15 protein-coding genes are annotated in these 13,202 nt (G+C 61.6%); 5 read left to right on the forward strand and 10 right to left on the reverse strand.

Annotated elements, in window-relative coordinates:
- Nucleotides 1-66 precede the first annotated feature (66 nt).
- Nucleotides 67-288 carry a YgdI/YgdR family lipoprotein gene (locus BM321_RS00795; protein ID WP_003199454.1) on the reverse strand — a complete coding sequence of 74 codons (222 nt, stop codon included), beginning with the start codon at nucleotides 286-288 and terminating at the stop codon, nucleotides 67-69.
- A gap of 74 nt (nucleotides 289-362) precedes the next feature.
- A complete protein-coding gene (gene mobA / locus BM321_RS00800; RefSeq protein WP_092197590.1) occupies nucleotides 363-965 on the reverse strand; it encodes a molybdenum cofactor guanylyltransferase MobA in 603 nt (200 codons plus the stop codon).
- Between the two features lie 78 nt (nucleotides 966-1,043).
- Here mobA and moaB point away from each other — a divergent pair, with 78 nt between their 5' ends.
- Together moaB and glp are read left to right on the forward strand one after the other, a co-directional pair.
- A complete protein-coding gene (gene moaB, locus BM321_RS00805) occupies nucleotides 1,044-1,583 on the forward strand; it encodes a molybdenum cofactor biosynthesis protein B (RefSeq protein WP_092441221.1) in 540 nt (179 codons plus the stop codon).
- Nucleotides 1,584-1,605: 22 nt separating this feature from the next.
- Nucleotides 1,606-2,793 carry a molybdopterin molybdotransferase MoeA gene (glp, locus tag BM321_RS00810; RefSeq protein WP_175534887.1) on the forward strand — a complete coding sequence of 396 codons (1,188 nt, stop codon included), beginning with the start codon at nucleotides 1,606-1,608 and terminating at the stop codon, nucleotides 2,791-2,793.
- Between the two features lie 58 nt (nucleotides 2,794-2,851).
- On the opposite strand, the gene BM321_RS30725 is transcribed toward glp, so the two are convergent.
- A complete protein-coding gene (locus BM321_RS30725) occupies nucleotides 2,852-3,160 on the reverse strand; it encodes a hypothetical protein (protein WP_256326538.1) in 309 nt (102 codons plus the stop codon).
- Nucleotides 3,161-3,476: 316 nt separating this feature from the next.
- Between BM321_RS30725 and yegS the strand changes: the two genes are divergently transcribed.
- The gene (gene yegS, locus BM321_RS00820) at nucleotides 3,477-4,394 is read left to right on the forward strand and encodes a lipid kinase YegS (RefSeq protein WP_092441223.1); all 918 of its coding nucleotides are present in this window, start codon (nucleotides 3,477-3,479) and stop codon (nucleotides 4,392-4,394) included.
- Here yegS and BM321_RS00825 read toward each other — a convergent pair.
- From BM321_RS00825 to BM321_RS00835, 3 genes are all read right to left on the reverse strand, one after another.
- On the reverse strand, nucleotides 4,378-5,037 hold the full coding sequence (locus tag BM321_RS00825; RefSeq protein ID WP_092327066.1) for a response regulator: 660 nt from the start codon (nucleotides 5,035-5,037) through the stop codon (nucleotides 4,378-4,380). The genes yegS and BM321_RS00825 overlap by 17 nt on opposite strands.
- Complete coding sequence (locus BM321_RS00830; RefSeq protein ID WP_092441224.1) at nucleotides 5,034-5,927, reverse strand: sensor histidine kinase; 894 nt, start codon at nucleotides 5,925-5,927, stop codon at nucleotides 5,034-5,036. Before BM321_RS00830 ends, BM321_RS00825 begins: the two co-directional genes overlap by 4 nt.
- A gap of 220 nt (nucleotides 5,928-6,147) precedes the next feature.
- A complete protein-coding gene (locus BM321_RS00835; protein ID WP_092441225.1) occupies nucleotides 6,148-6,618 on the reverse strand; it encodes a hypothetical protein in 471 nt (156 codons plus the stop codon).
- A gap of 481 nt (nucleotides 6,619-7,099) precedes the next feature.
- On the opposite strand from BM321_RS00835, the gene BM321_RS00845 reads away from it, so the two are divergent.
- Together BM321_RS00845 and BM321_RS00850 are read left to right on the forward strand one after the other, a co-directional pair.
- Complete coding sequence (locus tag BM321_RS00845) at nucleotides 7,100-8,023, forward strand: chemotaxis protein CheV (RefSeq protein WP_092327061.1); 924 nt, start codon at nucleotides 7,100-7,102, stop codon at nucleotides 8,021-8,023.
- Between the two features lie 71 nt (nucleotides 8,024-8,094).
- On the forward strand, nucleotides 8,095-8,904 hold the full coding sequence (locus tag BM321_RS00850; RefSeq protein WP_092441226.1) for an MOSC domain-containing protein: 810 nt from the start codon (nucleotides 8,095-8,097) through the stop codon (nucleotides 8,902-8,904).
- Between the two features lie 59 nt (nucleotides 8,905-8,963).
- Here BM321_RS00850 and BM321_RS00855 read toward each other — a convergent pair whose 3' ends face one another.
- The 4 genes from BM321_RS00855 to atuD all read right to left on the reverse strand — a co-directional run bounded on the left by BM321_RS00855 (nucleotide 8,964) and on the right by atuD (nucleotide 13,197).
- Entirely contained in the window at nucleotides 8,964-9,248 is a 285-nt protein-coding gene (locus BM321_RS00855) for a pyrimidine/purine nucleoside phosphorylase (protein WP_092327058.1), read from the reverse strand.
- A gap of 91 nt (nucleotides 9,249-9,339) precedes the next feature.
- Complete coding sequence (locus BM321_RS00860) at nucleotides 9,340-9,882, reverse strand: 3'-5' exonuclease (RefSeq protein WP_092441227.1); 543 nt, start codon at nucleotides 9,880-9,882, stop codon at nucleotides 9,340-9,342.
- A 62-nt stretch (nucleotides 9,883-9,944) separates the two neighbouring features.
- Complete coding sequence (locus BM321_RS00865; protein WP_092441228.1) at nucleotides 9,945-11,915, reverse strand: acetyl/propionyl/methylcrotonyl-CoA carboxylase subunit alpha; 1,971 nt, start codon at nucleotides 11,913-11,915, stop codon at nucleotides 9,945-9,947.
- Nucleotides 11,916-12,039: 124 nt separating this feature from the next.
- Nucleotides 12,040-13,197: a citronellyl-CoA dehydrogenase gene (gene atuD / locus BM321_RS00870; protein ID WP_092441229.1), complete on the reverse strand. Its 1,158-nt coding sequence runs from the start codon at nucleotides 13,195-13,197 to the stop codon at nucleotides 12,040-12,042.
- Nucleotides 13,198-13,202 lie beyond the last annotated feature (5 nt).

A 13,202-nucleotide genomic window follows, 5' to 3' on the forward strand; every position in this document is an offset into this window, starting at 1 on the left:
TTCGACCAGGCATAAAAAAGCCCGCAAATGTTGCGGGCTTTTCGTATCTGGCGGTAGCGCTGAAGATTACAGGTCTTTAACGGTACGAACCTGATCCTTGTTCACGCGAGTCTGCTTGCCATCCAGTTGCTCGAATTCGTAGAAGCCGCTTTCTTCATCGTAATGGGGGGTATCGACGGCCTGGATTTCGCGACCGTCATTCAAGGTGATCACTGTTGGCGAAGCGCACCCGGCGAGGGTGGCGAGGCCCAGAGCGAGCATGAACGTGGCGAGGGTCCGTTGTGTCATGGTGTTTCTCCGAATGGATTCTTCAAGTTACTGACCTTCAGACGTATACATTGCGCGCAAGTTCCTGGCTAGTGTCAATCTGACACGCCTTTATGTCGGGCCAGTAACTCCGGGGTGTTCAGATTGGCCAGCCGCGGATCGTCGGCAGGGCATTGCAAGGCAACGGCGTGCAGCGCGCGCATGATTCGGCCGGGGCTGCGTTCGCCTTCGCTCCAGGCTTTTTCGAAGCTCGCTGCCAGGGCCAACGGGATGACACACAGCAGCGGTTCCCAATGCTCGCCGTGCCGCACCATCAATGGCTGATCGGGGTGCTGGCTGGCCGTCCTGCGCATGTTGTCGAGCAGGCTGGCGTCGACCTGGGGCACGTCGCACGGCAGCACCAGTAAATACGGGTGCCTCGCAGCCTTGAGACCTGCCCGGATGCCCGCCAATGGCCCGGGAAAGTCGCCTTCCTCGTCATGCACCAACTGATCGGCATACGCTGCATAACGTTGCGCATTACGGTTGCAGGAAATGATCAGGTCATCGCTCAGGGCGCGGGTCTGGCGATGGATATGGGCAATCAATGGTTCGCCTTGCCACTGCACCAGGCCTTTGTCCTGACCGCCCATGCGTTGCCCGCGGCCACCCGCCAAGAGCAGAATGGAGCAGGATGGCAGCGGCGTAATCGAGGTCATGGCGTGTCTCCGCACGGGCGAAAAAATAAGGCGCTGTGATATAACACCGGGCTGTTTCCTCCACAACTGGACGAGCCTATGAAAGCCAAGGCTGATGTACCTTTCGTGCCGCTCAATATCGCGGTGCTGACAGTCAGTGACACCCGTACCCTGGAAACCGATACGTCCGGGCAGGTCTTCGTCGATCGGCTCACGGCGGCCGGTCACAACCTGGCGGCGCGGGTCCTGCTCAAAGATGATTTGTACAAGATCCGGGCGCAAGTCGCGACCTGGATTGCCGAAGACATGGTGCAAGTGGTGCTGATCACCGGCGGCACCGGTTTCACGGGGCGTGACAGCACGCCGGAAGCCGTCACGTGTCTGCTGGACAAGCAGGTCGATGGGTTTGGCGAGTTGTTCCGCCAGATATCAGTGGCCGACATCGGCACTTCCACCGTGCAGTCCCGCGCGCTGGCGGGCCTGGCCAATGGCACGCTGGTCTGTTGCCTGCCGGGGTCGACCAACGCGGTGCGTACCGGATGGGATGGGATCCTGGCCGAACAATTGGATGTGCGGCATCGTCCGTGCAACTTCGTGGCCCATTTGAAACAGGCAGCCCCTTGTGAATCCCGTGGGTAAACCGGGCAAGGCCGGCGCCTTGATGGCCGTTGAGGTGGCGTTGGAGCGGCTGCTCGAGATGGCGGCGGCCACGCCGATCGTTCAGCGCGAACATTTGCCTTTGGCCGCGGCGTCAGGGCGAGTGCTCGCCGAGGATCTGGTATCGACCCTTGATTTGCCGCCATGGCCCAACAGCGCCATGGATGGCTATGCCTTGCGGCTGGCGGACTGGAACGGCGAGCCATTGGTGGTCAGCCAACGGATTTTCGCCGGCCAGGCTCCGGAGCCGTTGGCCGTTGGTACCTGCGCGCGGATCTTCACGGGAGCGCCAGTCCCTGCTGGAGCCGATTGCGTCGAGATGCAGGAAAACGCCGTGGTGGAAAGCGACCAGCGGGTGCGGTTTACCGAGCCCATGGTCAGTGGGCAGAACATTCGTCCCCAGGGACAGGAGACCACCGTTGGCGAGCAAGTCCTTTCTGCCGGGACTCGCCTGGGGCCGATCGAGCTGGGCTTGGCGGCGTCCTTGGGCTGTGCATCGCTGGATGTGGTGCGCAAGGCCCGCGTCGCCGTCCTGTCCACGGGCGATGAACTGGTCGAGCCCGGTCAGGCGTTGGGGCCTGGCCAGATCTATAACAGCAACCGCGTGCTGCTGTGTGGCTGGCTGCAACGCATGGGCTGCGACGTGGTTGACGCGGGTATCCTGCCCGACGATTTGTCGGCCACCCGTGAGCGCCTGGCACAGTTGTCGGATGTCGACCTGATCCTCTCCACCGGCGGGGTATCGGTGGGAGAGGCGGACTTCCTGGGCATCGCCTTGCGCGAGGACGGGGAGCTGGCGCTGTGGAAACTCGCCATCAAACCGGGTAAGCCGCTGACGTTCGGGCATTACCGTGGCGTGCCGGTCATAGGCCTGCCTGGAAACCCCGCTTCGACCCTCGTGACGTTCGCCCTGCTGGCAAGGCCTTACCTATTGCGACGCCAAGGCGTTCAGTCGGTGGCGCCACTCAAGTTCAAGGTGCCGGCCGGTTTCGCCTGGCCAAAGGCGGGCGGTCGCCGAGAGTACCTGCGAGGCCGTATGGAGAACGGTCGAGCGATCATCTACCGAAACCAGAGCTCGGGTGTCCTGCGCAGCGCGGCCTGGGCCGACGGGTTGGTCGAGGTGCTCGAGGGAAGGACGCTGGTGGAGGGCGACGAAGTGGGCTTCATTCCCTTGAGCGAAGTCCTGGGCTAGCACCTGGCAGCTGTTCTCCGGCCCGAGTTGGACGCCCGGGCCTTTGCGCGCCTCACCTCTATCGCGTGAGCAGCATCACCAACTGATCGAATCGATTGTTGGCGATCCAGCCCAGCAGACCGAGTACCACCGCCGCGGCGCCAGCCGAATAGGCCAGCCTGTGGCGGATCACCTTGACGTCGGTGCGTATTTCATCCATGTCTTTGCGGATGTATTTGAGGTGGGTTTCCAGTTCAACGACGCGCGGTTCCAAATCAATTCCTCCAACGGGATTACTGCAACTTTTGCATTCGTTTCGAGTATCGGCGCGCCCGCTTCCAAAGGACGCGAGCTGCCGGGGCGACAGCTTGTATTCACGGTTATGCATGGGACGGTCCATCCCCTTGGCCATAACTGTTCGAGCGACTGATCCGGCCCCTGCGGGCCGTGACGTATCCATCCATGGGAGAATGCTTCCTTGTGTGATGAGGGTTTAAGCGATCCAGCAAAACATGAAGCCAAGGTGTCTCAATACCGCTAGAGGGTCAATTGAGCTGATTCGCCAGATCTTGTAAGAAAACTCTTCGAATCAGGGCGTGTCGATCGGGCCATCCGTTCTGCTCGTCTAATAAATTGAGACATGCCGGGCTTTTTCGCGCCAATGAGCGGTCCCATGCCTGAACCTTCCAATGACGGAGACTACGATGAGCAAAGGCAAGGCGCTGTTGATTCTGCATGGCAAGCAAGCGCTCAACGAAGAGGTTCGCTCGGCAGTGATGCTCAAGCGCGAACAAGGCTGGGAGCTGGCGGTACGGTTGACCTGGGAAGCCGGTGATGCCCAGCGATGCGTCGATGAAGCCCTGGATGCCGGTTATACGCGACTGATCGCCGGCGGCGGTGATGGAACCTTGCGTGATATCGCCGAAGCGATCACCCAGAAGTCCAGCGATGCCAGCCTGGTATTGCTGCCGCTGGGCACGGCCAATGATTTCGCCCGGGCGGCGGGTGTTCCGTTGGAACCCGCGCAGGCCCTGGATCTATTGGACACTGCGCCGCAGGCCGTTGATGTGGGTGAAGTCGGCGGGCGGATTTTCCTGAACATGGCCACCGGCGGTTTTGGCAGCCAGGTGACGGCGAACACCTCCGAGGATCTCAAGAAGGTCTTGGGCGGCGCCGCCTACCTGTTCACGGGCCTGTCTCGATTCAGTGAACTGAGTACCGTCTATGGTGAGTTACAGGGCCCCGATTTTTACTGGCAGGGCGATTTGCTTGCGCTGGGCATCGGTAATGGCCGGCAGGCGGGGGGAGGCCATGTGCTGTGCCCGCAAGCGTTGGCTGATGATGGGTTGTTGGACATCAGCATCCTGCCGGCGCCCCAGGAAGTGGTCAGTACGTTGAAGGACTTGCTGGCGGGCGGCCTGGGCATCGACAACATGTTTGTCCGTGCGCGCTTGCCATGGGTGGAAATCAAGGTCGCGCAAGGCCTGGACATCAATCTCGATGGTGAGCCGTTGCAGGTCGACACCCTGCGCTTCACTGTCCGCCCGAAGGCGCTGCGGCTGCACCTGCCGTCCGATTCGCCGCTGTTGGGCGGCGCGACGGCGCTCAGTCGTCCAGGCTGATGATTTGCTCACGCACCGCGAACAGCACAAGACCGGCCACGTCATGGATCTGCAAGCGCTTCATGACTTGCGCCCGGTGGGTTTCCACGGTCTTGACGCTCAGGTTCAGCCCATTGGCAATTTCCCGAGTGGATTTGCCGCGCACGATCAACCGCAGAATTTCTAGCTGGCGTGCCGTCAGGTTGTGGGTCTGGGCAGGGTCCGGCTGATGTTTCTGGACGCGGGTCAGCGCCTGGTTGATCACCGTGTGGGCGATGGCCGGGCTCAGGTAGCGTTCGTCATTGCGCAGCGCTTCCAGGGCGTGTCTCAGCTCGGTGGCGGTGGTGTCCTTGAGCAGGTAGCCATGGGCGCCTGATTCCAGCGCCTGCATGATCAGCGCAGGATCCGTATGCATCGACAGGATCAGCACCTTGCTGTGTGGGCGCACCCGTTTGAGCTGTTGCAAGGCATCCAGGCCGCTGGTGTCCTTCATGGAAATGTCCAGCAGCACGATGTCGGGGTTCAGCCGTTCTACCAGCTCCAACAATTGTGTGCCGTCATTGGCTTCGCCGATCACGGCATAGTCCGGGATATCCATGACCAGGGCGCGTACGCCGGCCCTGATCAGGGAGTGGTCATCGACCAGAAGTAAATTACAAATCAAAGGAGAACCTTATTCTTGCTGGCTCGCTCCAGGGCACGCGGTGCCCAGGGAAAGCATGCTTCGATGTGCGTGCCTTTGCCGGCCTCGCTCACGACCTTGAGAGTGCCGCCCAGTTGTTCGACCCGCTCCGACATGCCGGCCATGCCCCGTTGACCTTCGCGAGCGGGGTGGCTGGCCGGGACAAATCCCTGGCCATCGTCGCTGATCATTAGGGTCAGGCCGTCGGGTTGGCGTTGCAGGCGTACCAACAGATTCGTCGCCCGGGCATGGCGCAAGATATTGGTGACCGCTTCCTGGGTGATCCGGAACACCGCGACCGACATCTCCTCCGGGATGCCCGTCATGCGCTGCTGGCAATCGAGGCTCCACTTCACCGGGACGTTGGCCAGGGTCTTGAGCAGGTGCGCCCGCAGGCTGGCCTCAAGCCCGAGGCTGGTCAGTTCCCTGGGGTTGAGGATCGCCGATACGTCGCGGACCTTGTTGAGGGTTTCGTCCAGGGTCTCGCACAGGAGCGCGCACTGACCTTGCAATTCTTCCGGTATCCGCCGCTTGAGCCATTCGCTTTGCAGTTTCGCCGCGGTCAGCAATTGGCCAATGTCGTCGTGCAATTCGCGGCTGAGCCGATGGCGCTCATTTTCCTGGACCTCGAGCAACCGGTCGGCCAACTCCTGGGGCTGGAACTTGATGGACTTGCGCGACAAGCGATGGTGGATCCAGACACAGCTCAAGGCCGCGACATTCAGGGCCAGCAGGCCCAGCGGCACCGTATGGGCGTACAGGTAGGTCAGCAGGCAGCCGAGGGTCGAGCACATGCACAATAATAATGTGAAGCGACGGGCGTTTTCTCGGGAGGGAGGCCAGGTGATGAATGACTTGAGGCTGGCGTGCATAGCGGATGGAGCCAATGAATGTTCGCTGCGGGCAGGCCGGTCAGCTCATCTGACGGGCCGGGTCGGGTAAACGTTTCAGGTCGAAGGCAGCTTCGGTTGGCGGCTATTACGGCGCTGCCTGGAAGTGGCTGACGCGGGAGATAGTACCACTTCGCCTATCGTTGGTCGCGCTCGGCATGGTGCCCGGAAAGCGCTAGGGAGCAGGCGCATTGCCATCGTATCAGGCTTGTTTCTGGGGATAGGACACCAACGCCAGCGGACGTGACGTGGCCAATGCCTGGTCGGGACTCTGGCCGACCTGGAAAGCGAATGCCTCGATCAAGGACGTTTGTTCGCTGTTGTCCAGGCTCAACTGGCCGGTGGTGTGATCGACCAGTTCCAATTGCCAGGCCATCAGGGTGAAGCAATCCTTCAAGGCATCCAGGGCCTGGTCATGCAATTCCATGTGGTTTTGCGCGTGGCTGAGCAAGCCATGGATATGCAGGGAAAACTCCGAAACGGCTTCCAGCGCCAGGGCATTGGCCTTGTTTGCCAGTTTCAGCAAGGTGCTGAGCATGCAATCGATGGCGTCCTTGTCATTGTTGATCAATTGCAGATGGCTCAGGCATTCCTCTGACTTGGCCAGCAGTGTCTCGGCCTCGATCAGAAATTCGGGAAGACGTTGATTCCAGTTCCTACGATCGTTCGGCATGCTTATCTCCACAACATCATGTCAGGCGAAAGGAAACCGCGTATGGCGAACGGCTGGATCTCAAGGTCGACCGCGGACGGACGCGCGACGACACGCCGGTGCCGTTTAGCGAAGGTGAATTCGTAAACGATTACACGGGTGAGATCGGCCGAAAGGCTGCAGGTCCGATGTCCTGTGGTCGCGTACAAAGGCCTGACTCCGTTCAGCAATGAGAATGGCGTCACATTAATGGCTATTGGATAACGGGAATATCAGGTTGGACCTGATTGTGCCTAGGGGAATCCCTTAGACAGGGGAACTTAGTGCGCAAACCGGAGTCGCGCAGCGGGGGTAAATGCCAGATGAAATCGTGAAGCCAGTAAAGCATGATGTTAATGTGATATCAATTCCCTGTGTGTGTATTTTATCCGGGGTCAAGATTCGGCTCGTGCGGCCGATATCGGTTTTATTGGATTCATCCGAACAAGCCCAGGAGTCATCGATGGCCGGCATTCTCGACACAGTAGATCAACGAACCCAACTGGTGGGTGAGAATCGCCTGGAAATTCTCATGTTTCGCCTGGCGGGTCGGCAGTTGTTTGCCATTAACGTGTTCAAGGTCCAGGAAGTCCTGCAACTGCCGAAGTTGACCCTGATGCCGCAACGCCACCGGTTCGTGTGCGGCGTGGTCAATCTGCGGGGCCAGACGCTGCCGGTGATCGACCTGTCCCAAGCCATTGGCATGCGTCCGCTGGTACCGGGCGCCAACAGCACCATTATCGTGACCGAATACAACCGTTCGGTTCAGGCGTTCCTGGTGGGCGGTGTCGACCGTATCGTCAACATGAACTGGGAAGCCATCCTGCCACCGCCGACCAGCGCCGGCCGCGAGCACTACCTGACCGCCATCAGCAAGGTGGACGATCAGTTGGTGGAAATCATCGACGTGGAAAAAGTCCTGGCCGAAATCGTGCCGTACAACGCCAAGGTCTCCCGGGACAAACTCGAAGACCCGGTGCTGGAGCGCGCCCGTGGCCGCGAAGTGCTGCTGGTGGACGACTCCAACGTCGCGCTCTCGCAATTGCGCGACACCCTGGGCCAACTGGGTGTGAAAATGCACATCGCCAGCGACGGCCTGAAGGCCCTGAACATGCTCAAGGCCTGGGCCGATACCGGCGAGGTCATGACCGACAAATTGCTGATGATCTTCACCGATGCGGAAATGCCGGAAATGGACGGCTACCGCTTGACCACCGAAATCCGCAACGACCCGCGTTTGCGTGGGCTCTATGTCGTACTGCACACCTCTTTGTCCGGCAGCTTCAACGATTCGATGGTCAAGAAGGTCGGTTGCGACAACTTCCTCTCCAAATTCCAGCCGGACAAGTTGGTCGATGTGGTGCGCCAGCGCCTGATGCTCGACTGAAACCAATGGTGGTTTGCTTCAATGACCGGCTCGTATAAGGTGGCTTTTTTTTGCCACCGGGGAAGTTGACCATGTTGCGGCTGAGCGCGCTGTATCGGTATCCGTTGAAGTCCGGCAAGGGCCAGCCCCTGCAGCAGATTGGCCTGGACAAGCTAGGGCTGGACGGTGATCGGCGCTGGATGCTGGTGGACGAGGGCACGGGGCGGTTCCTGACCCAGCGCGCCGTGGCGAAGATGAGCCAGCTTTCGGCCTTGTGGAACGAGGCGGGTGGCCTGACGCTCAGCGCGCCGGGCCATGGCGCCATCGACGTGCCGCTGCCACCCACCCAGCAAGAGCGACGGCGCGGCGTGATCATCTGGCGTGACACCTTGCGTGTGCCGGATGCCGGTGATGAGGCTGCGGCCTGGGTCAGCGAATTCATCGGCAACCCCACGCGGTTGGTGCATGTGCCGGTGGAACTGGCGCGCACCACCGCCGCCGGTTATGGCAAGGATGACGACAAGGTCGCCTTTGCCGATGGTTTCCCCCTGCTGCTGATTGGCCAGGCCTCATTGCAGGACCTGTCGAGCCGGGTCGGCCGCTCGCTGGAGATGTTGCGCTTTCGTCCCAACCTGGTGGTGGAGGGCGGCGAGGCGTTTGCCGAGGACGGTTGGAAGCGTATTCGTATCGGCGAGGTGGAGTTCCGGCTGGTCAAGCCCTGCTCGCGTTGCATCATGACCACGGTCGATCCGCACACCGGCGAACGCGATCCTGGTCGCGAACCCTTCGCCACGTTGCAGCAATACCGTTCGACGCCGGACGGTGCGATGTTCGGCCAGAACCTGGTCAACGACAGCAACGGTCGGCTTGAGGTCGGCATGCCGGTTGAAGTGCTCGAATAAACAGAACCGTGAACAAAAATCCCCTCGCCACAGATGAGCGGCGTATCTATGCCACAGAGTCAGCCGCGATATTCACACAGGTAAGCGGTGTCGACGGCCACTTTGAGCTGGAACTTGCTGTTGGCCGGTACATTGAACTGGCTGCCGGCCGCGAAGGTTTCCCAATCGATGCTGTCGGGCAGTTTCACGGTCAGGGCGCCGGAGACGACGTGCATGATTTCCCGTTGGGCCGTGCCGAACTCATATTCGCCCGGTGCCATGACGCCGATGGTCGCGGGGCCTTCGGCAGTGCCAAAAGCGATCGACTTGACGGTGCCATCGAAGTACTCGTTGACTTTAAACATGGCGATTCCTCGAAAAAGGGCTGAAAAAGGCCGGCCAGTATGCACAAGGCTGCAACATTCGTCATCTGCCGCGCCGGGAGGCGAGCGCCGCTCAACCCGGAAGCACCAGGGGCAACAACCGCGCGGTATTGCGGGCATCTTCCAGGGCGCGGTGCTGTTGCCCGCAAAATTGCAGGCCCGCCAGTTGCAGCGCGCCATTGAGCCCCAGCGGTCGTTCCAGCCGGCGGGCCTTGGCGAAGCGTTGCTTGAGGTTCATGTGCGGCACTTGGGCGAGGACACTGTGCAACTGCTGGCGCTTCCATTCCTGAAGCAGTTGCTGGCGGTCGTAGTCGCCCCAACTGACCCAGCTTTCCAGCTTCGGATGATACGGTGCCAGCCAGCGCTCGAACGCCGGCCAGACCTCGGTCAAGGGCGCGGCGCCGTCGATATTGGCCTGGGTGATGTGGGTCAGTTCGCGACAAAAAGGCGTGAGCAGCGGTCGTCTCAGGGGCCGCACGAAGCGCTGGAAATGATCCACTTCGCGGCCGTCACGACTCACCAGCGTGGCGCCGATCTCGATAATTTCCATTTCGGTTACCGGCCAGCCACCTTCATCGGTAGTGGCCTCCAGATCAATCACCAGCCAGTGAGGCATTGCAGTGTTCCCGGTATCGGCGTGCTGATGGGTTTGAGCGTAGTCAAACCCCAGGCATCCGACTAGTGGGCTGTTTCAACGCGCAACAAAACCTGGCGTTTTCTCACCTGATCTCCCCGTGTGACCTGCAATTGCCTGACCACCCCGTCGATGCCTGCCTTGAGTGGGTGCTCCATTTTCATCGCTTCGAGCACCATCAGCAGCTGGCCTTGGCGCACCGGGCTGCCTTCGCTGACCAGTACCTCGACAATGGCACCGTCCATGGGCGCCAGGAGCGTACTGGCACCGGCATTGGCCTTGCTGGCGACGGGGGCCAGGGTCCGGTCTTGCAGGTGCAGGCCGCCGGGGCGGGTGGACAGCCAGAGATCATGGCCTTTGAGGCGCCAGGCATGGCGCTGGCCAATCCCGTCGATGACCAGCGTTGCGCCCTGCGCATCAACGTCGAGCAGCCTCAGTTCGATCAAGCGCCCGGCGCCGCGGATGTTCAGTGTCCCGTCGGTTTCGGTTTCAAGGCTCAGCTCCCAGTCGCGCTCCCCGACACCGATCCGATAATGCAGCGCCGTGCCGATGCTGTTGCGCCATCCGCCCAGGCCGGGAGCATGCCGTGCCTGCGACGCCTGATAAAACGCCGCCGTGGCGATGGCCAGTTGTTCGGCCGATGGCTCAAGGGGCTGAAGCGCCGGATGATTGGCAAAATGCTGGCCGATGAAGCCAGTGTGGAAGTCACCATCGATGAACCGCGGATGCGCCAGCAAGCCGGCGAGCAAGCGCTGGTTGCTCTGGACCCCAAGCAGCACGCAATCCTCCACCGCTCGCAACAGTTTGCGGCGTGCTTCGTCGCGGGTGGCGCCGTGGACGATGAGTTTGCCCAGCATCGAATCGTAGAACGGCGTGATGGCGTGGCCCTGCAGCAGGCCATGGTCGACTCGCACACCGTCGCGGATAGGGGGCTCCCAGCCAACCAAGCGCCCGGTCTGAGGCAGGAAATCCGCCGCTGGGTCCTCGGCGTACAACCGCACTTGCAGGGCATGGCCGCTGAGCGTCACCTGCTCCTGGCGCAGGGGCAGCGGCCTGCCGGCGGCGACGTCCAATTGCCAGGCCACCAGGTCCAGGCCGGTGATCAACTCGGTGACCGGGTGTTCGACCTGCAGGCGCGTGTTCATTTCCAGGAAGTAAAACCGACCGTCGGCCGCGAGCAGGAATTCCACGGTCCCGGCACCGACGTAATTCACTGCGCGCCCGGCCTTGAGTGCCGCCTCGCCCATGGCCCGGCGCAGGTCGGCGGTCATGACCGGGCAGGGCACTTCCTCGATGATTTTCTGGTGGCGCCGCTGGATCGAACAGTCCCGTTCGCCCAGGTGGATCAACTGGCCGTGGTGGTCGCCGAAGATCTGCACTTCCACATGCCGCGGATCGATCAAGGCTTGTTCGAGGATCAACTCGTCGCTGCCGAAGCCGTGCAGGGCTTCCGAGCGTGCGCTGCGCAACTGCTCCAACAGTTCCTCGGCGCGCTGGACCAGGCGCATGCCGCGGCCGCCACCACCGGCGCTGGCCTTGATCATCAGCGGGTAGCCGATGCGCCCGGCTTCGCGCCGCAGCGTGTCGTCGTCCTGGGCGGCGCCCTGGTAACCGGCGATGCAGGGAACACCGGCTTGGATCATGGCGATTTTTGCGCGGCGCTTGCTGCCCATCAACTCGATGGCCTCGGGGCTGGGGCCGATGAAAACCAGGCCGGCCTGCGCGCAGGCATGGGCGAACCCTGCATTTTCCGAAAGGAAGCCGTAGCCGGGGTGGATCGCATCGGCGCCGCTGCGCCGGGCCGCCTCGAGAATGGCCAAGGGGTCGAGGTAAGACTGCTGCACCGGGGCCGGGCCGATCAGTACGGCTTCATCGGCCATGCGCACATGCAGCGCATCGGCGTCGGCCTCGCTGAACACCGCTACCGTGCGATAACCCAGGGCCTGGGCGGTGCGCTGGAGGCGACAGGCGATTTCGCCGCGGTTGGCGATGAGGATTTTGCTGAAGATGGGCATGGGGTATTCCTGGTTTTTTTGTGGTGTCTGTTCGGGCCTCATCGCGAGCGAGCTCGCTCCCACAGTGAACGGTGAAAATGTGGGAGCGAGCTTGCTCGCGATAGCGACCTGTCAGGCAAACCGCTCATTTGTTCTTCCCCGGCAAAATGCCCATGAGCTTGCAGATGATGCCCAGCATGATTTCGTCCGCGCCGGCGCCGATGGACACCAGCCGCACGTCGCGATAGGCCCGGGCCACCGGGTTCTCCCACATGAAGCCCATGCCGCCCCAGTATTGCAGGCAACTGTCGGTGGTTTCCCGGGCCAGGCGTCCGGCCTTGAGCTTGGCCATCGAGGCCAGTCGCGTGACATCCTGGCCGTGGATGTACTGCTCGGTGGCCTGGTAGACCAGCGCCCGCAGGCATTCGATTTCGCTGGCCAGTTCCGCCAGGCGGAAGTGGATCACCTGGTTGTCGATCAGGGCCGTGCCGAAGGTCTTGCGCTCCTTGCAGTACTCGATGGTGCTGTCGATGCAATGCTCCAGGCCCTTGAGCATGTTGGCCGCGCCGAACAGGCGTTCTTCCTGGAATTGCAGCATCTGCATCATGAACCCGGCGCCTTCCTGGCCGATGCGATTGCGTTGTGGCACCCGCACGTCGTCGAAAAACACCTGGGCGGTTTCCGAGCTGCGCATGCCGAGTTTGTCCAGGGGCTGGCCGAGGCTGATGCCGGCGCTGCGCATCGGCACCATGATCAGCGATTTGTTGACGTGGGGCTTGTCGTCCGAGGTATTCGCCAACAGGCAGATGAAGTCAGCGCTCGGCGCATTGGTGATCCACATCTTGCTGCCGTTGATGACGTAGTCGTCGCCGTCCTTGCGCGCCGTGGTCTTGAGGCCGGCGACATCGGAGCCGGCACCGACTTCCGAGACGCCAATGCAGCCCACCTGTTCGCCGCGAATGGCCGGGCGCAGGAACGCTTCACGCAACGCGTCGGAGCCGAAACGGGCCAGGGCCGGGGTGCACATGTCGGTCTGCACGCCGATGGACATCGGCACGCCGCCGCAATGAATCGTGCCGAATTCCTCGGCCGCGACGATCGAATAACTGTAGTCCAGGCCCATGCCGCCGAAGGCCTGCGGCTTGGAAATGCCCAGCAGGCCCAGCTCGCCGGCCTTGCGGAAAATCTCGTGGATGGGGAAACGCCCGGCCCGCTCCCATTCGTCGACGTAGGGATTGATGTCGTGGTCGACAAACTGGCGGACGGTGCGCCGCAGTGCTTCGTGTTCCTGGGTGAAGATCATTTTAT

It is taken from the genome of Pseudomonas sp. NFIX10 (assembly GCF_900111955.1).
Taxonomy (GTDB): Bacteria; Pseudomonadota; Gammaproteobacteria; order Pseudomonadales; family Pseudomonadaceae; genus Aquipseudomonas; species Aquipseudomonas fluorescens_AA.